The following is a 20,776-nucleotide window of genomic DNA, read 5'->3' on the forward strand; positions in this document are numbered from 1 at the left end:
GGTCGTTGATTCAGTAGTACTTGCCGGCCACGTCGGGCGCGGTGCGCACCCCGAAAGTGGCCTCAGCGCGGGCCCGATCGCGGATAGGTCAGTCGAAGAAGACCATGATCGGCTGCGCGACTCCGACGACCTCGTTGGCGGTGGGAAACACGTCGACATCGTCATACTCGGGGGTCGGGCGTTCCGGACCCACCACCGGGACAGTCAGCACAGGCATCGCCGGCACGCCCGGGATCAGCGGGGTCGGCACCGGCGAGTTCTCCAGTTGGGGCATTCCGGGGGGACTCATCGGCATCTCCGCCACTTTTTGAAGCCGACCGGTGGTGAACCAACCGCCTCACTGTTGCCGTCCCTAACTAGCGGCACTTTGATTTGTGCCCCTAAGTACCGCGTCACTTCAGTTGGCGTAGTGCAGGTTTCGTCGGGGCATCCCCCGCGTAACGCAAGAAGACGTGCTGAAAGATCAAGTCTCGCGTCTTGCCAGATGTTCCCCACAATTAAGGAGACGCACCTATGTCCTCCAAGATCACCCGCATCGCCGCGATCGCGGCGACCTCAGCTCTCGCGCTGTCCGGCGCCACCGGCGTGGCTTCTGCCACCGAGCCCGACACGACGACCGAGATGGGATCGCTGTCCTCCAGCAGCCTCGGCGACATGACCGGCAGCAGCAAAAGCAGCAGCAGCACCGGCAGCAACAGCAGCAACGGCGACGATGACGATGACGACGGCTCGATGTCGCTCGACACCGGCAGCCTCTCCGGCAGCAACGGCGATGACGACGATGACGGTTCGGGTTCGCTCGGCTCCGGCAGCTCGTCAATGGGCATGTTGCTGCCCGTCATCGCCATCGGTGGCTCCATCGCCGCAGGCGTCGCCGCAGCAACGCTACTGCCGCCGCTCCCGCCGATGCCAGCCGGCTCCTCGATGCCGGGCATGGCACCGGCACCACAGGGACCCGCCGCCCCCGGACCGGGAGTCGACAAGGGTAGGGGCTAATTCTCCACGACGAACTCGATGAGAACTACGCGCAGATCCCTACCACGCGAGTCCGTCGCGAGGCTTGCCGCATAGGACCTGCACAATCGTCGGCCGGCGCGTTCTCCACTATGGCTGTACGAGAATCGTCTGGGCCGGCTCCTTCGCGATGCCGTCATCGCTACTCACCTGACCCGACCGGCCACGCCATAGCCCGTTCTGTCGATCCAGGCGACACAATGAATCCATGGCGTCTACCGCGTTGAATACGGCTACCCGTCCCGCGGTGCAGCGGGCCCACAAGCACTCCCGGCTGCGCCGGTGGGTGTCGACGTGGGGGCGTGCGGGCATCATTTTTGTCGCGTTCGCGTTCCAGTTGCTGCTCCTGGTGGCCGTCGTGACGTTCCTCGATGACCAGTCGTCCCTCATCTTTGCGCTTCAAGGAGTACTCGCCGTCATCGTCGCGCTCGTCATCCTCAACGGCCACCGCGCGACCACGTACAAGCTGGCGTGGATCGTGCCGGTCCTGACCCTTCCGCTCCTGGGATCGGCGTTCTATCTGCTGTACGGATCGTCGGCGATGACGAAAGTCCAGCGGGAGCGCCTGAGCGCCTCCACCGATCGCGCGCGGGACGCGCTGACCCTGTTGCCCCGCGCCGAACTCCACCCAGGGGCGGTCACCGCATCCGTGCGTCGGCAGTACACGTTCCTCAAGAACACCAGCCGCTACCGCCTCTTCGACGACACCGACACCACCTACTACCCCCTGGGCGAGTTGGGCTTCGACGCCATGATTGAGGCCATCGGCCGGGCCGACCGCTACGTCTTCGCGGAATATTTCATCGTGGACGAGGGCAAGATGCTCGACCGACTCATGGACGCTCTGGCGGCCAAAGCCGCAGAAGGGGTGGACGTCCGCTTTCTCTACGACGACCTCGGGAGCTTCTTCACGCTCCCGACCGGTTTCCGGGCCCGGTGTGAGGAGGCCGGCATCGCCGTCATCCCCGTCAACCCCGTGGGCCTGGGCTTCACCATCACCTTCCAGAACCGCGACCACCGCAAGATCCTCAGCGTCGACGGCATCGTCGGGTTCACCGGTGGTATCAACATCGCCGACGAGTACATCAACGAGATCGACCGGTTCGGCCACTGGAAGGACACCGTTCTTCGACTGGAGGGTCCCGGTGCCTGGGGCTTGACCGTCATGTTCTTACAGATGTGGGAATTGGCCAGCCGCTCACCCGTCGACTACGCCAGCTTTCTCCCCCCTGCCGAGGATCGCACCGTTGGTCTGGACCGGGACGACGCTGGTCTGGTGGCCCCGTTCGACGACTCCCCGTTCGACACCTCGTCGCTGGGTTGGGACTGTTACCAACACCTGATGCAGTCGGCCACCCACAGCGTCGACATCTTCACCCCGTACTTGGTCCTCAGCGACGTCATGGTCGGCCAGCTCTGTGACACCGCGCAATCGGGCATACGGGTACGCATCGTGGTGCCCGGCATCCCGGACAAGTGGTACGTCAGCCTGGCGACACACTCTTATTACCGCCCGCTCATGGACGCCGGAGTCGAGATCTACGAGTACACCCCCGGCTTCATCCACGCAAAATCAATGCTGGTGGACGACCACCTCGGCATGGTTGGGACTATCAACTTCGACTTCCGCAGTTTCTACCTCCACCAGGAATGCGCGGTCTGGATGCACCAGACCTCGGCCCTGGCCGCCCTACGACAGGACGTCGAGGAGACCATCGCCGTGTCGAGCAGGGTCGAGATGGCCGACCTCACGGACACCACCATGATCAGACGACTCGCCCAGGCCGTCCTTCGGGTGTTCGCCCCGCTCATGTAAATCGGTATCGCACTTCCCACAGCGTCTCGTCCGTCCAGAACGCAGTGGCCGGGCGGGAATCGCGCGGAACGTCGCGCTGATCAGGACCCGAAAATTCCGTCTGGGAGACTACCGCCGAGCAGTGACCCAGTGGACCCTGTGGACGGCGGTTCCGGCTCCGGTTCGGGTTCGGGGAAGCCCGTGGGACTCCGCCATTCCACAGCCGGGCAACCGTTGGCGTCCGCGCTGACCCGGTAGTGCCAGACCGTGCCGTCTGCGAAGTCCAGACGAACAGTGGCGTTGTTCTCAATTGACCGCGGCGTCACGTACCAGTTCTGCCAGTTGGGATGGTCGACCGGATCCATGTACGCGGGCACCGGACCACCGTTGTACTGGGTGACCCCGCCGTAGGAGGAAGCCTTGAAGATCGCGGTTCCCGACGTGTCGTCGTACTGACGCCCCCAGGTGATCTCCCACATCGGGCCACCCTTACCTGGCTGGAAGTAGTTCACATTGCAGGGGTGGTCGGGCGGCAGTGTGCCCGGAAGCGGCTCGTCGGCAGCGGCCGGGCCAGCAATTATGTTGGCGAAGAGTCCAGCGCTCGCAATACCGGCGAGCATCCCTTTAGCGATCTTCATGGGTTCTCCGATCAGTAACCAGTTTTTTCGTGTGACGACGGTAACACCATGTGGGCGGGGCTGGACGCTGCTGAGGATGCCCGCGGGGCGTGCAGATTCCGCACGTTTGGACAATCACGCGCGGTCACAGCCCTATAAAGTTGAGTCTGTCACCGTCGTTCGCTTCCCTTGGCCGACCCATAACGGTCCGACCGACCACACTTGTTCGAAGGAACACTCCCATGACCGTCACACCCTCCGGTAGACGCGTTGTTCGCAGCGGCAACGATCTCCTCGTACTCACTCGGACCTTCCGCGCGCCGATCGAGGACGTGTGGGCGGCGGTGACTGTTCCTGTCCGGCTTGCCCGATGGTTCGGGACGTGGAGCGGGGACCCGAAGTCGGGGACCGTACAGGTTCGTATGCAGGCCGAGGGCGATGTTCCTGAGCAGTCCTGGACCATCCTGGAATGTAGCCCCAAGACACGATTATCAGTGCGCGCAGGCGAGAGCAGCGAAACGTGGGACTTCGCAGTCGAGCTCTCCAAACAGGCGGGCACGACGATCCTGGAATTCACCCAGGCGATAGATGACCCTTCCGGCTGGGAGAGCATTGGCCCCGGCTGGGAGTACTACCTCGACCGCCTGGTAGTCGCGGAATCCGGCGGCGACCCCTCTACCGTCGACTTCGAACGCGACTACTACCCGGCGCTGGGCCCCTACTACGCGAACCTGACCGCGGCCCCCAAGTAGCGCGAGCCAGCCGGTGACTCACTGGCCCCACGACGCCCACCACGGCCCGGCTCCACACCACCCACGAGAGGTAGGAAAATGTCCAGCGATCTGCTCTTGAGCGCAGCCCCGACCGTGCGGGCAGCGATGGGGATACGCCGACCAGCCGCCGAGGTATTCGACGCATTCATCGATCCGGAGACGATCACGCGATTCTGGATCTTCGGCAGCACCGGCCCACTCGTAGCTGGGGACACCGTCGCGTGGACCATGAACGACGCCGGTGCGCAGGCCACCGTCGTCGTGCGCGAGGTGGACCCGACCAGCCGTCTGGTGTTCGACTGGGGCGACGACGAGGCGATGAGCCAGGTGGAATTCCAGTTCTCCGCCACCGAGGATGGCTTCTGTTCGGTCGAGGTCACCGAAACCGGCCTCACCGGAACCGGTGACGAACTCGCCGCCCGCGCATCCGACTCCACGGGGGGTTTCACCATGGTGCTCTGCTCGCTCAAAGCGCTTCTCGAACACGGCATCGAGCTCGGCGCCGTGTCCGACAGGTTTCTCGAATAGCTACCCGCCCGGGAGACTCACACCGTGAAGTACGTCAACTCGATCGAGATCGCACAGCCTCGGGAAAAGGTCGCGCAGCTGCTCGCTGACCCGGAACACCTACCGAAATGGCTACGGGGCCTGGTGCTGCACGAGCCCGTGGCTGGGATACACGGGCACTCCGGCACCACGTCGCGGGTGGTGTTGAAGTCGGGCAAGAGGACGTTCGAGTGCACCGAAACGATCACCCGCCGGGATCCGGCGGTCCTCCATCGGATCCCCACTGGTTCCGTCGTGCACTTCGACCGGGAAATCGTCGGCGAGGGGATGTCGAGCGCGGTTCGCGATCGACTGACCGAGACCGGCCCGGAGACGACACTCTGGGAGAGCGAGAGCGAATACCGGTTCGCCAGTGTAACCATGCGTCTGGCGGGATTGCTCATGACCAGCGCTTTCCGCAAGCAGTCGCAACAGCATATGGACTATTTCAAGGAATTCGCCGAGCACGGCGAGGATGTCCGCGAGGGGCAAAGCTGACCTACATCTGGTAAGAACCCGGCCCGACTCCCCCGTGATCGGGCTAGCGTCGAAGCATGATCACGGACGAAGAGAGGGCGGAGGTCTCGCGCTGGCTCGAGGTCAAACCCTCGGGGGCTCAGAGCTCCATAGTGCTGGCCTCCGCCCGGGGATTCAACAAGCAGCCAGGCGAAGGGGCATTCCTCACGTTCGCGGCCGACGATGTCGCCGCGACAGTCAAGCTGCTTCGCGAGCGGGGCGCGACGACGTCCGATGTCACGGACGAACCATGGGGGACTTATGCGACCGTCGATGCCCCCGACGGGCACAAGCTCCAGTTCAACGAGCGCCCCCAGAACTGATCCGATGCCCGATGATCCGGGGTGAGCTCGCTAGCCGTAGGTCGGTTCTTGGGGCCAACCGGCGGGACTGTCTTCAAAATCCTGCTGGCGCCCGTAGACCGTACGATCCCAGATCGCGACCGTGGGAAGAATCGCTTCGGTGCCACGGCGGAAGGTCCGGTAGGTGAGATAGACCCCGTCCCGGGTGCGGAGAAGATACGAATAGCCGGGTTGATCCTGCCCATCGACGGTCCACCCCCAATCGGTGTTGAAACTGTTGCTCGCCGAAGAGACCCACCTGAGGTGATCCCACCCTTGTTTGGCACTCCACGACTGCAGTCTGTCGAGCGGCGCACGTGAGACCATCGCGAACGCCACGTTGTTCGGGACGAGCAGATTGTTGATCTCGCGCGGCATGTTGGTTGCCGCCCACGTACAGCTCGGACACCCCTCTTCCCATTCGGGATGGAACATGAACGTCTGCAGAACAAGCTGATCGCACTCCCCGAACAGCTCGCTAAGCCGAACATCCCCCTCATCGCCGGAGAAGACGTAGTCCTCGATCTGGGTCATCGGAAGCCGTCGACGCCGAGCCGCCACACGATCTCCCCACCGTGTGAGTTCCTTCTCGACTTCGATCTGCAGAGCGAGTTCTCGCTCGTACTCGTCGCGATCCACCACCGGAGGTATCGCGCGTCCGGGCACCGTTGTCATCAGGTCTCCACAGAACACAGCTGGAACGTCGCACCCTCACGATCCAGGACCGTGACAATACGACCAAAGGGAGAATCTTCAGGGCCGTCTGTGACCTTTCCCCCGAGCGCGATCACCTGCTCGGCGGCGGCATCGGCCCCATCAACAGCGAGATAGATGCGCCAATAGGAACTTTCCCCCTCCGACAACCACGGAGCGTCGCAAATGCCGGAGGTCGCGGCGTCACCGGCACCGTTTGTCGCGTATCGCATCGTGTCGTCGGTGGCCATCGGCTGCACGTCGAAGTCGAACACCTCGCGATAGAACGCGGTCGCGGCCACGTAGTCCTTGGTCACCAACTCGAACCACACCGGAGTTCCGGCCGTTCCGGTGAAGTCGAACGACTCAATATCCTGCGCTTCCCACAGCGACACCACCGCACCAGTCGGGTCGACGGCTATTGCGAAGCGCCCCGCAGTGCCGACCGTCGTGGCTGCCATCATCACTTCACCGCCGGCGGCCTCGACCTTGGCGCAGCGGGCTTCGAGATCGTCCACCGCGAGAAATACTCCCCATTCCGAGGGAATCGGTCCCCCGGCAGGGCATCGCATCTCGTGCACGTCCATCAGACCGCCTACCAGCGAGCCGTCAGATCGAACCATGTGATAGTCGTTGAAATCCGGGCCCAGCCCCTCGAACTGCCAGCCGAACAATTCGCTATAGAAAGTGCGGCACGCCGCAATGTCGTTGGAGCCGTAGTCCAGCCATACCGGAGTTCCCACCTTGGTGGTCATGTTTCTCTCCCCACGTCGTATCGCGCCAGCCAGCCGGGTAGCTGATCGGCTGGTGTCAATGTTAGGGAGTCGCCTGCGGCCACGATTGTCCAAACGTGCGCATAAATCACCTGCGGGAGGCTGCGATATGGCGTAACTGAGGTAGCGCTGGCAGCAGCGGAATCGCAAAGGGATCAGCGGCCTCGAACCGTAAAAGGACCTCCTGCGGCGCCACGATCGGCTGGTCGTTGCGAGCAACGAGCGGCGCAGTCGGAACGAGTAACTCCACCACGTCCACGCTCGTGGCGACTGTGTACGCGAGCAGCCACGGGTTGCCCGGACACAGAGGCAAGGAGAGCTCGTCGGCCCAGGTCAACTCACCCTGCGCGGGCAGCCCCATCGGATACGGCTGAGGGAACCAGCCCACCCACGTCGCCTGCGGGACGCCCGGCTCGCGACGCGCGGAGGAGTCCGGGGGGAACTCGAGACGGACCCGCACATCCCGATGCCCGTTCTCGATCAAGGTGAACGGGGACAAGGTCGTGGCGGCGACATCATCCGCGAGATGCCGCAACTTCGCGGGCGGTAGGCCAACGACGTCTCGAAATCGGCGGGTGAAACTCGACAGGGAAGCGAAACCGACGGCAGTGGCGATGTCGATAACCGGATCCGACCGGGACAACAACGCCCGCTTGGCCGCATCAATCCGGAGCGCCGAGACATACTGCGCTGGCGAAATACCCATCGACGCCAAGAACAAGCGACTGAAATGGTGTGGGCTGTATCCGGCGGCGTCGGCGAGGTCAGCCACTCGCAGACCGACAACGGCATCAGTCCGGGCCAGCTCGAGCGCCCTCAACAACTCCGCTTCGGGCAAGCGTGGTATCTGGCCGCGCGACATAACCACAGGTTAACGGCCAGAATTTGACTTGTATACCAAAACCTCGTGGCCCTCTAGCATCGCCGACTATGAGCAAATCCTCGCGGCGCGTGACTTTTGCAGACATTGCCGCAGCGGCGCTGCGAAACCATCACGTGGCACGCGCTCCCCTGTGGATGCACGAACATGGCCTGGGCTGGCTCTCGAAAGACGCTTCGCCATAATCGAACATCAAGGCGGCACCACCGGCCGCACCCGAAGGGTCTGGGTCCACGGTGGGCTGGTGAAGGCGCGTTCTCACAAGAACTACCCGATGCGCCGCGAGGTGCGGGCAGGTCCCATGTGCGTTTCACGCGCGCGTGCCAGACTCCGCCGTACAGTGAGGCGATGAGTCTCGATCATGTTCGGACAGGGCACGGGAGCCCACTGCTGCTGGTCCACGGACTCGGGGCTGGTCTGCGTTCCTGGGATCCGATCATCGACGCGTTAGCCGCGCACCGCGAGGTCATCGCGGTCGACCTTCCCGGATTCGGCCAGTCTGCGCCGCTCCCCGGCGAGGTATCGATCGCCGCGCTCGCCGATTCGGTGGCACAGTTCATCACCGACCAGGGCCTGGACGGCGTTGCCACCGCCGGGCAGTCGATGGGTGGACGGATCGTGCTCGAGCTCGCCAGACGGGGGGTCGGTGGGGATACCGTGGCGCTGGACCCTGGTGGTTTCTGGAACGAGAGGGAACTCGCGGCCTTCAGCTACACCCTGCGACCCTCCATCGCGCTGGTGCGTACTCTTCGTGGCGCCCTGCCGGTACTACTGGACAATCCGGTCAGCCGAACCGCGCTGCTCGCGCAGCTTTCGGCCCACCCGTGGTCGCTGACGCAACAGGTTGTGCTGCCTGACCTACTCGGGCTGGCCGACGCTGCCGCAACGGATGCGGCGATGGACGCGCTCACCAAGGGCCCCACACAGCAGGGCGCCCCGGCGGGAACGGCTCCCGGCCGCGTCACCATCGGGTGGGGACGCCGAGACCTCGTCACCGTGCCAAGGCAAGCTCACCGGGCTGTCGAGGCGTTCCCGGGCGCGACGCTGCACTGGTTCCCCCGGTGCGGACACTTCCCGCAATGGGACGCACCCGAAGAGACCGTCGAACTCATCTTGGCTGGCACTCGCTGAGCACGCACCCGCAGCACGACCTCCGACTACGACCCGGACTCCCCGGTCTCCCTCTCCGCGAACTTCCAAAGACGTTCCGCGGCCGCGCGGTCCGAGGCCTCCGGGCTGCGGCCGATCAGCGTGGGCATTCCGCGCATATGACTCATCGCGTCCGGGCCGGTGTAACTGCAGGGCGGCAGATCGCGGGTTGCGGCGAACAGCGTGGTCAGCGCGGCTTGCTCCGCCGGCTGAGCGAACACCGAGCTCACGCCCGTAATCACGCGGTTGAGCGCCGCGGAGGCGGTGGCGTTGGAGAGATTGGTGGCCGCCCAACCGGGGTGCGTGAGCTGGACGTCCACTCCCGCGGCCCCGGCTTCGGCCCGCCCATCCCGCAGGCGCGCGTCGAGGGCGAAACCCCACAACATGTCTCCGAGCTTCGAGCGCGCGTAGGCACCTGCGGGATTCCACCGTCGACCACCGTGCGCGGGGTCGCGGCGAAAGTGGGGATCGTCGAAGTCGAAGGTGGCGGCCTTGTGCGCATTGGATCCCACGATCACCACGCGCCGTCGCACCAGCGGCAGCAGGAAGTTCGTGAATAGGAACGGGCCCAAGACGTTGACGCCGAGCAGCATCTCGAACCCGTCGGCCGTCTCGCGGCGCCGCGGGGTGATGGTGCCGGCGTTATTGATCAGCACATCAATTTGTTCCGGGCCGGCCTCGCCGTCGTCGCAAAGCTCGCCCGCCGCACGTCGCACGCTCGTCAGCGACGCCAGGTCCAGCTCCACCACGCGTGTCGCGCCGGGCAGCTCGGAGGCCACCTCTAGGCCGCGCGCCGTGTCTCGAACAGCCAGGATCACGCGCGCACCGTGACGCGACGCCGCCCGCACCGTCTCCAGTCCGACGCCGTTGGTCGTACCCGTGACCAGCCAGGTCTGGCCGGTGAGGTCGGGCAGGTCAATGCTCTTGGAGGTCACTGGGCCAGCGTACGGACGAGGTCCAACGGTTAGGCTCGTTTCCGTGTCGTCCCGCCTGAGCCGTCTATTCGACGCCGAGGACCCGTGGGTGCGCCCACTGCCGCCTGGGTACCTCCGCGCGGACGCGACGCTTGCGATGGCGATGTTCGCGGTCTCGGCGCTGGGCCTGGAGATCGTGCGGAGTATGGGCGTGCTCGGCGAGGACACCACACCGATATGGGCGCAATACCTCTTCATGGCCTCGGCGGCCGCGCTGCTTGGGATTCGCCGCCGTTTCCCGCTGACTACGGGAATCGCGATGACCCTACATCTGCTGATTCTGGGCAGCATCATGCCGCTCATCATGGGCCAGCTGTCTCAACAGGTGTTGTACTTCATCGGCGTGTACTCGGCGGTCGCCTGGGCCAGGGACCGTCGGGCGCTGATCGGGGTGGCGGCGGGGATCTTTGCCGCGTTGGTCGTGTGGATGATCTGGTACCTGGCCCTGGGCAGCGGCATTCAACAGATCCTCGACGCGGTCGATTCGCCCGGGCGCTCGACCGGCCTCTTCCCTGCGGTGCCCTCCTATCTCGTCTACACCGCGCTCATCAACATCGCGTACTTCGGCGGTGCTGCCGCGCTCGGTATCAGCGCCTGGCGATCGGCGCGCCGCCAGGCCGCGCTGCAAGAGCAGGCCCAGACCATCGAGACGCAGGCCGAAGCGTTGCGCGACGCCGCCGTGACCGAGGAGCGGCTCCGCATCGCCCGCGAGCTGCACGACGTGGTGGCGCATCACATCGCCGCGATCGGCGTACAGGCCGCCGCCGCACGCCGCGTGCTGCATCGGGATGCCGATTCCGCCTCGGAGGCGCTGCGCACCATCGAGGGCTCGTCACGATCGGCGGTCGGAGAGATGCGGGCACTGCTCGGGGCGTTGCGATCCTCCGGACGCTACGGTGACGCCGCGAGCGCAGGTACCCGCAGTGGCGGGCATGGCCTCGCGGACCTGCGGGCGCTGGTCGCCTCTCACGACACCGCCGGCTTCGCGACCAGCTACGACGTCGCCACCGACCCCGATCACCCCATCAACGAGGTCCCCGCGCTGGTCAGCTCGTCGCTATACCGCACCGTGCAAGAGGCCCTGGCCAATGTGCGCCGCCATTCCACCGCGGCGGGCGCGAGCGTCGTGCTGCGCACAGGCACCCGAACCGACCGCACTCCGTACGCCGAGGTCGAGGTCCTGGACGAGGGCCGCCCCCGCCCCGGCACCTCGGGTAGCGGCCTGGGCCTGCTGGGGATGCGCGAACGCGTCCGCTCCCACCACGGCGAATGCCAGATCGGACCCCGTGTTACCGGCGGGTATCGCGTCCGCGTCCGGTTGCCGTACGACCGGGAGGAGAAGGAATGACGACGACGACACCGCAGTCCCCCCACTCCGCAGGCTCCGGCGACGCCAGCGGAACCGGCCCCGAGGTCCTGCGAGTGCTGGTGGTGGACGACCAACCGCTCATGCGTTCCGGGTTCTCGATGATGCTGGGTGCCGAGGACGACATCGAGGTGGTGGGAGACGCCTCCGACGGCGCGGCGGCGATCGGGGCGTGCCGGAGACTGCGGCCGGACGTTGTGCTGATGGACGTACAGATGCCCGGGATGGACGGCATCGAAGCGACCTCCCAGATCGTCGCCGAGGGGCTGGCCAACGTGCTGATTCTGACCACCTTCGACCGCGACGACTACCTCTTCGACGCCCTCCGCGCCGGTGCGGGCGGCTTCCTGCTCAAGAACTCCGATCCCGACGACCTCATCGACGGGATCCGGGCCGTGGCTCACGGCCATGCCCTGCTCTCTCCGGAGGTGACCAGGCGCGTCATCGAGCGGATGGCGGCGTCGAGCGAGCGCGACCTCGTCGTCGTCGACCCCGTGACCACCAGCCCCTCCCCCGCGCTCGACGTGCTCACCGCGCGTGAACGCGAGGTCCTGCGACTCGTCGCGCGAGGTCTGTCCAACTCGGAGATCGCCGCCGAACTCGTGGTGGGCGAAGCCACCGTCAAGTCCCACGTCTCGGCGTGCCTGTCCAAGCTGCACCTACGCGATCGCGTGCAGGCCGTGGTGCTGGCGTACGAGGCCGGTCTCGTCCACCCGGGCGACTGAGCCCTCGCGATTCCTACCCGCGCCTCCCCCTCAAGGCGGAGTCGAGAGTGCGATTCCGTTTCGGATTTCCGCCTCACGGCTGATTCGCTGCGCGTCGTTGCGACATAACGTCTGAGGTGTCATCAGCACACATCCCGCCGACCCCACCAGAGACGGCGGAACAGGGAGGACACCATGCTCCGAATCGACGGACTGACCAGACGCTTCGGCGACACCGTGGCGGTGGACGACATCACCTTCGATGTTCCACGTGGAACCATGACCGGATTCGTCGGCGCCAACGGGGCCGGCAAGACCACCACCATGCGCATGATCATGGGCGTCCTGCAGCCCACCGCCGGCCGCGTGCTGTGGCGCGGCAACGAGGCCGGCGTCGCCGATCGCCGCACTTTTGGCTACATGCCCGAGGAACGTGGCCTCTATCCCAAACAGCCGGTGCTCGATCAGCTCGTCTACCTGGGACGCCTCCAGGGTCGCTCCCCTGCCGACGCCCGCCGGACCGCCACCGAGCTGCTTGATCGCTTCGGGCTGGGCGGGCGCCTGTCCGACAAACTTGAGGCGCTCTCGCTGGGCAACCAGCAGCGCGTGCAGATCGCCGCGGCCGTGATCGGCGGACCCGAACTCCTGGTCCTGGACGAGCCGTTCTCCGGCCTCGACCCGGTGGCCGTGGACTCGATGGTCGACCTGCTGCGCGAGCACACCACTCGCGGCGTGCCCGTCCTGTTCTCCTCCCACCAGCTCGACCTGGTGGAGCGACTCTGCGACCAACTGGTGGTGCTGTCCGGCGGCGCGATCGTCGCCCGGGGCACCGTCGACGAACTCCGGCGACGCGGCCGCACCCTGCATCGCCTCGTGGTCAGCGGCGACGCCGGCTGGGTACGCGACGTGCCCGGAATCCACGTGGTGGACGTCGACGGCCCCACGGCCCTGCTCGACATCCCTGCCCTCGACGGCGCCGACGCCCTGCTGCGCGAGGCCATGGCCCGCGGCAGCGTCCGCGAACTCGCCGAGGTCGTCCCCACCCTGTCCGACATCTACCGCGAGGTGACGGTATGACCACCACAACCCCCACCCAGGACTCCACCGAGACCCAGGCCGCCTGGCGCATCGTGGCAGGTCGCGAGATCATGGTGAAGCTCCGGGACAAGAACTTCATCATCTCCACCCTCACCACGCTCGGCATCATGGTGATCGCCTTTGCACTGTCCTTCTTCCTCGGCGGCCAGACCGAGTCCAAGACCCTCGCGGTGGTCTCCCCCGAGGCCGCTGCGATCGCGCAGCAGGCCGCATCAGGAGACGAGGAGATGACCGGCCCGTTCGCGCCGGGCGAACTCGAACTGGAGATCACGGAGTTCGCCGACACCGCTGCCGCCGAACAGGCCGTCTCCGACGGTGACGCCGACGCCGCCCTGATCGGCGCGCCCGGAGCCTGGATGCTGGTCGGCACCGACTCCGTGGACGGTTCTATCGCGGGCCCCATCGGCGCGGTGGTCGCCGCGGGCGCCCTGGAGCAGAACGCCGCCGACGCCGGCACCACCGTCGACGAGCTCACCGCCGGGTCAGTGGTGGACGAGCGCCTGCTCGACCCCGAGGGAGCCACCGACGAGGGCGTTCAGCTCATTGCGGGGTTCGTGTTCGCGTTCCTGTTCTACCTGGCCGCCATCCTCTTCGGGTACGCGATCGCCAACAGTGTGGTGGAGGAGAAACAGTCGCGGATCGTAGAGATCCTCGCCGCAGCCATCCCCCTGCGACAGCTGCTCGTGGGCAAAGTCGTGGGCGCTACCGTCCTGGCGCTGGGACAGATGGTGCTGTTCGTGGCGATCGGGCTCATCGGCCTGACCTTCACTGACTACACCGCATTGTTGCCTGCTGTCGCCGGTGCGGCAGGCTGGTACCTGCTGCTCTTCGTGATCGGATTCGTCGCTCTGGCCTGTCTGTTCGCGGTCGCCGGGGCACTGGCCACCCGCGCCGAGGACGTGCAGTCCACCTCCTCGCCGGTCCTCACGCTCATCATGATCGCCACCTTCGGCGGGCTGTTCGTCTCCGGCACCTGGCAGGTCGTGGCCTCCTACGTCCCTGTCATGTCGACCGTGGCAATGCCGATCCGCCTGGTCGAGGGCACGGCCGCCTGGTGGGAGCCACTGGTGGCGATGGTGATCGCCCTGGTCGCCGCGGCGCTGGTGATCCGCGTAGCCGAACGCATCTACTGCCGATCGATCATGCAGACCGGCCGCAAGCTCACCTACCGCGAGGCGCTAAAACTCGCGGACTGAGCCGAACCGGTGAAGTAAGGTTCGACTCCATAGCTGAAATAACTAGGCGCGATTCGTCACGCAGAACACGGGAGTCCAGACAGTGCTCAGCAAAATCATCGTTGGTGTGGACGAGACGGAATCCGCCTATGCAGCCGCCTCGCGTGCCGCCGAACTGGCGGTCGCATTGGACGCCGACCTCTGGCTGGTGAGTGCCTACGGAAAATTCGAGGCCGAAAAGCTCGAACTGGGCGGAGAAAAATACTTCTTCTCCAATGAGCAGAGCGCCTCCGATCTGCTGGATTCCGTGAAGCAGCGGCTCCGAGAAGAATCAGCCGGAGTCCGGGTGAGCACGTCCGCAGAGGAAGGCCGACCGGCTGACGCGTTGGTAAATCTGGAGAAGCGCATCGGAGCGGACCTCATCGTCGTCGGGAATCGTCGCGTCCAGGGACCGATGCGGGTCTTCGGCAGCATCGCACGCGATGTAGCGGCACGAACCTCGTGCGATCTCTACGTGGTCCACACCACCTAGCTCGCGTATTACACTCCGGCGTATGACACCCCTCACACGCCGCCGTAAGACCCGGTCCGCGCAGTTCCTCGGGTCTGCCGCTGCTGCCGTTGTCGTCGTCGTCTCTCTCGCCGCTCCCGCGGGCGCCGCACCCAACCCGGCGCCTGCCTGGTCCGGACTCGACACCCGCGCGTGGGCCCAGCCGATCCCCTCCCCCGGCGCGGTGGCCGCCTCGACTCCGCTGGACCCAAACCTCTCGCTGCGGCAGGCGGGCCGGGCAGTGCGACAGGTCTACGGCACCATCGACCAACACGGCGCCCCCGCCATCGCCACGTCAGCAGTGTTCCTCCCGCGCGGCGAGGCACCCGACGGCGGCTGGCCCGTGATCGCCTGGGCGCACGGCACCACCGGGTTGGGCGATGACTGTGCGCCCTCCACCCAGCCGCGCTCCGAGCGCGATGCCGAATACCTCGGCCACTGGCTGGACCAGGGGTATGCGGTGGTGGCCTCCGACTACGTGGGGCTGGGCACCCCGGGACTGCTCAGCTACCTCAACGGACCGTCCACGGCGCAAGGAATCGTCGACTCGGTGATCGCAGCGCGATCCGCTGACCTGTCGCTCTCCCCCACGTGGGCGCTCGTGGGGCAGTCGCAGGGCGCGGGCGCGGCACTGAACACCGCCGTCCGTGCGACCGACCTAGGAGCACCGGCGGGGCTCGACTACCGCGGCGTCGTGGCTACCGGTGCGCCCGCCAACATCGAGCACATCTTCCAGTGGGGCGGGCCCGGATTCCCGCCCGTCAACCTGCCCACCGGACTCAACCTCTACGCGTTCTACATCCTCGCCGGGTTCCGGGAGCAACATCCGGAGTTGAATGTGAACTCGCTGCTCACCCCGGCGGGACGCGAGATGGTCGACGCCGCCGAAACCCACTGCTACCAGGCCATGCGCGAGAAGGTGGGCGACTTCCAGGTCTCGCAGGCGTTGACCCGGCCGCTCAAGGACCTGCCTGACGTGTTCGGGCACCTGCAGCGCTACATGGGCACGCCCGCGATCGGATACGACCGGCCGGTGTTCCTGGGGCAGGGCCTGCTGGACCTCGACGTGCCAGCTCCGTCCGCCCTGTCACTGGCCGCCGAGATGACCCTCAACCAGCAGCCGCTCGAGCTGCATGTCTATCCGGACCGGGATCACAGCGGGACCGTGTACGCCGCGATCCCGGACGCCACGGCGTTCCTCACACGCGTAATGAAGTGATGAAGAAATCCAGCGTCCCGGACAGGCGTCCGCTTGGCACCGCGCGCGGTCCAGCGGAGTAGTTTCGCCAGGCCATTTATCGAGTGTGACGAGACTCATAATCGTTACACACTTGTCACATGAACCGTCGCGGGTTAGAGTCCTCTTCATCGCCGCGCGGGGATGCATCAGGGACTCCCCGCGCGGCTGACTTAATTTCGGGGACACACACCCGCAAGCGTGACCCCGGGTGCCAGTTTCCCGCGACGGCTCAACACCTAGAACGTGTTCTAGTATCGTGAGGGCATGAGCGCCCTCGACTTCGAGTCCACCAGCAAGACCATCACCGCCGGCCGCTTCGAGCTGCACTATCACGAAGCCGGAGAGCAGAGCATCGCCGAGCCGGAGAGCGAGGTTCCCGTACTCTTCCTCCACGGCTCCGGGCCGGGCGTGACCGCGTGGTCCAATTTCGCCGGCAACTTCCCCGTATTCGCGGAGCGGTTCCACACCATCCTTCTGGACATGCCCGGCTTCGGAAAGAGCTCCGACCTGGAATGGGAGAAGGCCTACCCGATGATCGCCGCCGAGGCGATTGACGCGTTCTGTGAAGCCAAGGGCATCGACAAGGTCGACATCGTGGGCAACTCGATGGGCGGCAACGTGGCCTGCGAGACCGCGCTCGCCTACCCGCACCGCGTCCGCAAAATGGCGCTCATGGGCCCGGGCGGGCTCGCGGCGCCGCTGTTCACGCCCGAGCCGAGCGAGGGCTCGCGTCGTCTGTTCGAGTTCTTGGCCGAGCCCACCGACGAGAAGATGTCCGCCTGGGTCGACACCATGGTCGGCAACAAGAAGGTCGTCTCCCCCGAGCTGATCCGCGCGCGTACCGAGGCCGCCACCGCGCCGGGCGCCGTCGAGCGGATGTACGCCATCTTCGGCTCCATCCTCAAGCCCGAGAACGCGCACACCCCGCTGTACGCCCGCGCCGCCGGCATACGCCAGGAGACGCTGCTCATCTGGGGCCGTGACGACCGCATGCTTCCCTACGAACAGGCCCACTTCGCGTTCCGCCAGCTCCCGCGGGCCGAGCTCCATGCCTTCTCACGCTGCGGACACTGGGCCATGATCGAGCAGAAGGACAAGTTCGAGCGCCTGGTGACGGACTTCTTCCTCAACTGACACGCACAGGCCGGCCGGGCGACCACAGGCGATAACCTCAAGAGCATGAGCGACTCGCCCCAGCCCGGCCAGCCCCCGACCGTGGACCCGCAGACGGGCGAGGACCTGTCATGGAAACAGACCCCGGTCGCGATCGTCCTACTGGACAGGCCGGCAGCGGGCCACGGCGAGATCGGGGAGCTCCTGGCGGAGATCTTCGAGGGCTCGTTCGAGGTCGAGCGCGGCTCGGATGACGACCCCGCAACCGCGGTCCACGTCGAGGACGCCACGGTGCTCGTCTCCGCGATCGACGCACCACTGCCCGAAGCCGCCGAGTACACCCGCGACCTGGTCTCGTGGAGCGGGGGCGAGGCCGTGGTGGAGACGCACCGTTCGCAGGTCGTGGTGGCCGCGTTCCGGTGGGGCCCGATCGGGGATGACGGCGAGCCGACGGAAGCCGAATACCTCGACCCCCGGCTCGAGACTCTTCGCTGCGAGCTCGCGGTAGCCAACGTGACCGCCGCGCTGACTGCACTCCCGGGCGCGGTCGCGGTGAGCGTGGGCGGAGCCGCGATGACCCTCCCAGCAGGCTCGTACCGCGATCTGGTCACCGGCAACGCGGTTCCCGCCCCGGCGCTCATCGGCGTGCGGGCCGGGATGCAGTCGGAGACCACCTCGTGCGTCTACACCACAGGAATGGGCAGGTTCGGCCGGATGGATCTCGAACGACTGGACGTGGACGCCCCGCCGGCCGCTGTCTACGGCCAGATGTGTGACCTGGTGGCGTACTCGCTGGCAACGGGCACCCTGTTCCAGCCCGGTCAGGCCCTCGAGGTGGGTGCGCCGCGCCCACTGCTTACATCTATAGAGGTCTCGCCGTTCACCGGCCAGGAGACGCTGCGCCTCTCCCCCACACCGGACGACTGGGGCTCAGCGGGCGCCTGAGGGACAACACCAACGGCGTCTAGGGACGCCGGCGGTTGGCGCGCTCCACGACAAGTCGCGTGGTGGCGGCAAGCTGGAACGGCCGGACCACCGGTTCGATCCGGCTGGTCAGCCGTTCTTTCTTCAGCTTGGCGATCACGCTGCGGACCAGCTCCGGCAGCGGGTTACCAGCATGGTCAACCAGCGGATAGATCCGCACCTCGGGCGCCACCCGGGCCATCTCGACGATCGCGTCTACGTGGTCGGACAGATCCATCCGGTCCGAGTAGGTGAACAGCAGATGGGAGCACAGAGCCAGATCCGCGGAGTCGTCGGCGAGCGGCAGCGAGGGCAGCGCCCCGGCCACGTAGCGCGCCGGTGCAGCGATGAGATCCTCCAGCATGCGCTCCGCGGCGGTGCGACGGGCGGCTTCGTGCCCCACCAGACTGCCGCGGACGTCCCAGTCGTAGTCGCCTTCCCGCTTCTGCAGGTGTGCCACCGCCCGGTCCACGTCCGCCAGGATGCGTGTGCGCAGGTCATCGGACCCTCGGGCATATTGCGGGTCCACGGCGACCGCCCGGCCACCGGCAGCGCTGATCTCGGCCACCGCGCTCGCCGCGCCGCCGGGGCAATCGAGGATCCGACCCTCCAGGTGAGCCCGGTCCAGACCAAACATATCCACGTACTCACTCAGCGAGCGCGCACTCACCAGGACGTCCCGCTGGCGGAGCGTGCGGTGATCAAGGGTTTCGGGACTTGCGGTCACTCGGAACTTCTCCTCGTCGAGGCCCGGTGTCGATCCGGGCGTTGGGGGTCGCGGGGCGTGAACCCGGGATCCGGCGCGGGCCGTCCCTCCAGAGGAGTGCTTGGCCCACCTGTACCCGGCGGGCCCGTGACGTCCGTACTACGCCGTGACGGCGCGGGCGGCGCGGAACCACTCGGGGTCGCGACACCAACACATCAGCACGTCTTTCGGCATGGCACCCACGTTAACAGTGACCTACGACACTGGCTACCACTATGTTCACGGCGGTTCGATCGGCAGCGTCGCACCCGTCGCGAGGTAGAAACTGGGATGACACAGGCAACCGATTGGAGCCGACACGCGTTAGGGTCATATCCACCCGAAGGAGCATCACGCAGCCGGTCGCACCATCGCACGGAATCGGAGCCCACGTGAGAACACCATTCATCCACCGGGTGGAATCGCCCGGCCTGCCCACCATCGCCGGAACCCTGGCGTTCGGGCTGGTCTTAGCACTCGCGCCAGCTCTATTCCCCTCCGCCGTCCCGGTGGCCGCCGCACAGGGATCGACCAACGTCCCTGCCCGCACGGAGTTCTACATCCCGCCCACCGAACTACCCGACGAAGTCGGTGCGGTGATCAGGTCGGAACCAATGAGCTTCACCCCCAGCGTCCCCGACCTGGCAGGCGGCGGCGCACTGCCCGCCGATGCGCGACGGATCATGTACCGATCCACGGGTGCCACAGGCGGGCCTATCGCGGTCACCGGCACCTACCTTCAGCCCAAGGCTCCTTGGCGCGGACCCGGCGCGCGCCCGCTGGCCGTGATAGCCCCCGGCACGCAGGGCCAGGGTGACCAATGCGCACCCTCCCGTTCGATGGAGGTGGGGTTGGGGATCGCTACCGCGCCGCCGTCCATGGGAGCCGGGTACACGGTGATCGATGCGCTGCCGATGATCGAGCAGGGCTTCGCCGTCGTCGTCACCGACTACGAGGGCCTGGGCACTCCCGGCCACCACCCGTACATCAACCGGGACTCACAGGGCCACGCCACACTCGACGCGGCACGCGCGGCCCTGCGCCTGCCCCACACCGATCTGGAGCCAGATTCGAAGGTCGTCGTGAGCGGCTACTCCCAGGGCGGCGGCGCCGCGGCTGCCGCCGGTGAACTCCAGCCCGCTTATGCCCCCGACGTCAATCTGGTCGGCATCACTGCGGGAGCCCCGCCGTCGGACATGCTCGGCACTCTCGACCGAGTGGATGGGGGAGTGCTCACCGGCGCCGTGGGATACGCGATCAACGGCATTCTGCAGGTCTACCCCGAGACCCGCCCCGCGTTCGACCGAATACTCAACGATGAGGGACGCCGCATGCTCAAGGTGACGGCGGGTCAGTGCGTGGTCGACACCGCGCTGGCCTACGGGCTGCGTTCTACCAGCGATTTCACCGTCGGCGGCCGGTCCCTGGCCGATGCCGCCCGGTCCGAACCGGAGATCGTCCGGGTTCTGGAGGGTTACAACCTGGGCACCGCGGCGCCCCGGGTGCCAGCGTTGGTCATGATCGGTCGCCACGACGACGTCGTGCCGCACCACACCGCCGTGAACCTCACCCGGTCATGGTGCGAACAGGGCGCTGTCGTGGAACTGCGGACAGCCGAACTGCCCCGGACGGCGCCCGGGTTCGTCGTCGACCACGCACTTCCGATGCTCACCGAGTGGGCGACCAGCGCCCGCTACCTCAAGGACCGGGTTCTGGACCGACCGGCCCCCACCAGCTGCGGGGCCGTCTGA

23 protein-coding genes are annotated in these 20,776 nt (G+C 66.4%); 16 read left to right on the forward strand and 7 right to left on the reverse strand.

All coding sequences use genetic code 11. The features are described from left to right. Nucleotides 1-88 precede the first annotated feature (88 nt). Nucleotides 89-289: a hypothetical protein gene (locus tag ON04_RS16905; RefSeq protein WP_238529179.1), complete on the reverse strand. Its 201-nt coding sequence runs from the start codon at nucleotides 287-289 to the stop codon at nucleotides 89-91. Nucleotides 290-513: 224 nt separating this feature from the next. On the opposite strand from ON04_RS16905, the gene ON04_RS00450 reads away from it, so the two are divergent. Both ON04_RS00450 and ON04_RS00455 read left to right on the forward strand, forming a co-directional pair. Next, nucleotides 514-996 carry a hypothetical protein gene (locus tag ON04_RS00450; protein WP_010539596.1) on the forward strand — a complete coding sequence of 161 codons (483 nt, stop codon included), beginning with the start codon at nucleotides 514-516 and terminating at the stop codon, nucleotides 994-996. A 226-nt stretch (nucleotides 997-1,222) separates the two neighbouring features. Continuing rightward, a complete protein-coding gene (locus ON04_RS00455; RefSeq protein WP_081477090.1) occupies nucleotides 1,223-2,830 on the forward strand; it encodes a phospholipase D-like domain-containing protein in 1,608 nt (535 codons plus the stop codon). 80 nt (nucleotides 2,831-2,910) lie between these two features. Here the strand turns inward: ON04_RS00455 and ON04_RS00460 are convergent, their stop codons facing one another. Continuing rightward, nucleotides 2,911-3,447, reverse strand: coding sequence for a hypothetical protein (locus ON04_RS00460; protein ID WP_010539598.1), 537 nt, complete (start codon nucleotides 3,445-3,447; stop codon nucleotides 2,911-2,913). A 221-nt stretch (nucleotides 3,448-3,668) separates the two neighbouring features. On the opposite strand from ON04_RS00460, the gene ON04_RS00465 reads away from it, so the two are divergent. The 4 genes from ON04_RS00465 (at nucleotide 3,669) to ON04_RS00480 (ending at nucleotide 5,584) form a co-directional block, all read left to right on the forward strand. After that, nucleotides 3,669-4,178, forward strand: coding sequence for an SRPBCC family protein (locus ON04_RS00465; RefSeq protein ID WP_010539599.1), 510 nt, complete (start codon nucleotides 3,669-3,671; stop codon nucleotides 4,176-4,178). Between the two features lie 78 nt (nucleotides 4,179-4,256). Next, a complete protein-coding gene (locus tag ON04_RS00470) occupies nucleotides 4,257-4,727 on the forward strand; it encodes an SRPBCC domain-containing protein (RefSeq protein WP_010539600.1) in 471 nt (156 codons plus the stop codon). A gap of 24 nt (nucleotides 4,728-4,751) precedes the next feature. Next, a complete protein-coding gene (locus ON04_RS00475) occupies nucleotides 4,752-5,243 on the forward strand; it encodes an SRPBCC family protein (protein WP_010539601.1) in 492 nt (163 codons plus the stop codon). 56 nt (nucleotides 5,244-5,299) lie between these two features. Continuing rightward, entirely contained in the window at nucleotides 5,300-5,584 is a 285-nt protein-coding gene (locus ON04_RS00480) for a VOC family protein (protein WP_010539602.1), read from the forward strand. Nucleotides 5,585-5,614: 30 nt separating this feature from the next. Here ON04_RS00480 and ON04_RS00485 read toward each other — a convergent pair whose 3' ends face one another. The 3 genes from ON04_RS00485 to ON04_RS00495 all read right to left on the reverse strand — a co-directional run bounded on the left by ON04_RS00485 (nucleotide 5,615) and on the right by ON04_RS00495 (nucleotide 7,930). Beyond that, nucleotides 5,615-6,277 carry a DUF899 family protein gene (locus ON04_RS00485; protein ID WP_010539603.1) on the reverse strand — a complete coding sequence of 221 codons (663 nt, stop codon included), beginning with the start codon at nucleotides 6,275-6,277 and terminating at the stop codon, nucleotides 5,615-5,617. Continuing rightward, nucleotides 6,277-7,050: a VOC family protein gene (locus tag ON04_RS00490; RefSeq protein ID WP_010539604.1), complete on the reverse strand. Its 774-nt coding sequence runs from the start codon at nucleotides 7,048-7,050 to the stop codon at nucleotides 6,277-6,279. The genes ON04_RS00485 and ON04_RS00490 overlap by 1 nt, the downstream gene beginning before the upstream one ends. 106 nt (nucleotides 7,051-7,156) lie before the next feature. Then, a complete protein-coding gene (locus tag ON04_RS00495; protein WP_010539605.1) occupies nucleotides 7,157-7,930 on the reverse strand; it encodes a helix-turn-helix transcriptional regulator in 774 nt (257 codons plus the stop codon). A 366-nt stretch (nucleotides 7,931-8,296) separates the two neighbouring features. Between ON04_RS00495 and ON04_RS00500 the strand changes: the two genes are divergently transcribed. Then, entirely contained in the window at nucleotides 8,297-9,079 is a 783-nt protein-coding gene (locus tag ON04_RS00500; protein ID WP_010539606.1) for an alpha/beta fold hydrolase, read from the forward strand. Nucleotides 9,080-9,105: 26 nt separating this feature from the next. On the opposite strand, the gene ON04_RS00505 is transcribed toward ON04_RS00500, so the two are convergent. Beyond that, nucleotides 9,106-10,032 (reverse strand): SDR family NAD(P)-dependent oxidoreductase, encoded by a 927-nt coding sequence (locus ON04_RS00505; RefSeq protein WP_010539607.1) that lies wholly within the window; start codon nucleotides 10,030-10,032, stop codon nucleotides 9,106-9,108. Between the two features lie 43 nt (nucleotides 10,033-10,075). Here ON04_RS00505 and ON04_RS00510 point away from each other — a divergent pair, with 43 nt between their 5' ends. The 8 genes from ON04_RS00510 (at nucleotide 10,076) to ON04_RS00545 (ending at nucleotide 18,262) form a co-directional block, all read left to right on the forward strand. After that, on the forward strand, nucleotides 10,076-11,419 hold the full coding sequence (locus ON04_RS00510) for a sensor histidine kinase (protein ID WP_010539608.1): 1,344 nt from the start codon (nucleotides 10,076-10,078) through the stop codon (nucleotides 11,417-11,419). Beyond that, nucleotides 11,416-12,162 (forward strand): response regulator, encoded by a 747-nt coding sequence (locus ON04_RS00515; RefSeq protein ID WP_010539609.1) that lies wholly within the window; start codon nucleotides 11,416-11,418, stop codon nucleotides 12,160-12,162. The genes ON04_RS00510 and ON04_RS00515 overlap by 4 nt, the downstream gene beginning before the upstream one ends. 174 nt (nucleotides 12,163-12,336) lie before the next feature. After that, nucleotides 12,337-13,218, forward strand: coding sequence for an ABC transporter ATP-binding protein (locus ON04_RS00520; protein ID WP_010539610.1), 882 nt, complete (start codon nucleotides 12,337-12,339; stop codon nucleotides 13,216-13,218). Further along, nucleotides 13,215-14,435 (forward strand): ABC transporter permease, encoded by a 1,221-nt coding sequence (locus ON04_RS00525; RefSeq protein ID WP_010539611.1) that lies wholly within the window; start codon nucleotides 13,215-13,217, stop codon nucleotides 14,433-14,435. The genes ON04_RS00520 and ON04_RS00525 overlap by 4 nt, the downstream gene beginning before the upstream one ends. A gap of 82 nt (nucleotides 14,436-14,517) precedes the next feature. Continuing rightward, on the forward strand, nucleotides 14,518-14,946 hold the full coding sequence (locus ON04_RS00530; protein ID WP_010539612.1) for a universal stress protein: 429 nt from the start codon (nucleotides 14,518-14,520) through the stop codon (nucleotides 14,944-14,946). 22 nt (nucleotides 14,947-14,968) lie between these two features. After that, on the forward strand, nucleotides 14,969-16,183 hold the full coding sequence (locus ON04_RS00535) for a lipase family protein (RefSeq protein ID WP_010539613.1): 1,215 nt from the start codon (nucleotides 14,969-14,971) through the stop codon (nucleotides 16,181-16,183). A gap of 285 nt (nucleotides 16,184-16,468) precedes the next feature. After that, nucleotides 16,469-17,338, forward strand: coding sequence for an alpha/beta fold hydrolase (locus tag ON04_RS00540; RefSeq protein WP_010539614.1), 870 nt, complete (start codon nucleotides 16,469-16,471; stop codon nucleotides 17,336-17,338). Between the two features lie 45 nt (nucleotides 17,339-17,383). Beyond that, on the forward strand, nucleotides 17,384-18,262 hold the full coding sequence (locus ON04_RS00545; RefSeq protein WP_010539615.1) for a hypothetical protein: 879 nt from the start codon (nucleotides 17,384-17,386) through the stop codon (nucleotides 18,260-18,262). 19 nt (nucleotides 18,263-18,281) lie between these two features. Here the strand turns inward: ON04_RS00545 and ON04_RS00550 are convergent, their stop codons facing one another. Then, nucleotides 18,282-19,007, reverse strand: a complete 726-nt coding sequence (locus ON04_RS00550) for a malonyl-ACP O-methyltransferase BioC (RefSeq protein WP_010539616.1) — start codon at nucleotides 19,005-19,007, stop codon at nucleotides 18,282-18,284. A 410-nt stretch (nucleotides 19,008-19,417) separates the two neighbouring features. On the opposite strand from ON04_RS00550, the gene ON04_RS00555 reads away from it, so the two are divergent. Next, nucleotides 19,418-20,776 (forward strand): lipase, encoded by a 1,359-nt coding sequence (locus ON04_RS00555; RefSeq protein ID WP_029457381.1) that lies wholly within the window; start codon nucleotides 19,418-19,420, stop codon nucleotides 20,774-20,776.

The organism is Dietzia alimentaria 72 (genome assembly GCF_000226215.1).
In the GTDB taxonomy this organism is placed as follows: Bacteria; Actinomycetota; Actinomycetes; order Mycobacteriales; family Mycobacteriaceae; genus Dietzia; species Dietzia alimentaria.

Excerpts from the sequence above, each read along its gene's own strand:
- ON04_RS00515 (WP_010539609.1), top strand. The coding sequence starts at position 11,416 with ATGACGACGACGACACCGCAGTCCCCCCACTCCGCAGGCTCCGGCGAC.
- ON04_RS16905 (WP_238529179.1), bottom strand. The coding sequence starts at position 289 with ATGAGTCCCCCCGGAATGCCCCAACTGGAGAACTCGCCGGTGCCGACC.
- ON04_RS00500 (WP_010539606.1), top strand. The coding sequence starts at position 8,297 with ATGAGTCTCGATCATGTTCGGACAGGGCACGGGAGCCCACTGCTGCTG.
- ON04_RS00540 (WP_010539614.1), top strand. The coding sequence starts at position 16,469 with ATGAGCGCCCTCGACTTCGAGTCCACCAGCAAGACCATCACCGCCGGC.
- ON04_RS00450 (WP_010539596.1), top strand. The coding sequence starts at position 514 with ATGTCCTCCAAGATCACCCGCATCGCCGCGATCGCGGCGACCTCAGCT.
- ON04_RS00525 (WP_010539611.1), top strand. The coding sequence starts at position 13,215 with ATGACCACCACAACCCCCACCCAGGACTCCACCGAGACCCAGGCCGCC.
- ON04_RS00455 (WP_081477090.1), top strand. The coding sequence starts at position 1,223 with ATGGCGTCTACCGCGTTGAATACGGCTACCCGTCCCGCGGTGCAGCGG.
- ON04_RS00485 (WP_010539603.1), bottom strand. The coding sequence starts at position 6,277 with ATGACAACGGTGCCCGGACGCGCGATACCTCCGGTGGTGGATCGCGAC.
- ON04_RS00490 (WP_010539604.1), bottom strand. The coding sequence starts at position 7,050 with ATGACCACCAAGGTGGGAACTCCGGTATGGCTGGACTACGGCTCCAAC.
- ON04_RS00465 (WP_010539599.1), top strand. The coding sequence starts at position 3,669 with ATGACCGTCACACCCTCCGGTAGACGCGTTGTTCGCAGCGGCAACGAT.
- ON04_RS00520 (WP_010539610.1), top strand. The coding sequence starts at position 12,337 with ATGCTCCGAATCGACGGACTGACCAGACGCTTCGGCGACACCGTGGCG.
- ON04_RS00545 (WP_010539615.1), top strand. The coding sequence starts at position 17,384 with ATGAGCGACTCGCCCCAGCCCGGCCAGCCCCCGACCGTGGACCCGCAG.
- ON04_RS00480 (WP_010539602.1), top strand. The coding sequence starts at position 5,300 with ATGATCACGGACGAAGAGAGGGCGGAGGTCTCGCGCTGGCTCGAGGTC.
- ON04_RS00460 (WP_010539598.1), bottom strand. The coding sequence starts at position 3,447 with ATGAAGATCGCTAAAGGGATGCTCGCCGGTATTGCGAGCGCTGGACTC.
- ON04_RS00470 (WP_010539600.1), top strand. The coding sequence starts at position 4,257 with ATGTCCAGCGATCTGCTCTTGAGCGCAGCCCCGACCGTGCGGGCAGCG.
- ON04_RS00535 (WP_010539613.1), top strand. The coding sequence starts at position 14,969 with ATGACACCCCTCACACGCCGCCGTAAGACCCGGTCCGCGCAGTTCCTC.
- ON04_RS00495 (WP_010539605.1), bottom strand. The coding sequence starts at position 7,930 with ATGTCGCGCGGCCAGATACCACGCTTGCCCGAAGCGGAGTTGTTGAGG.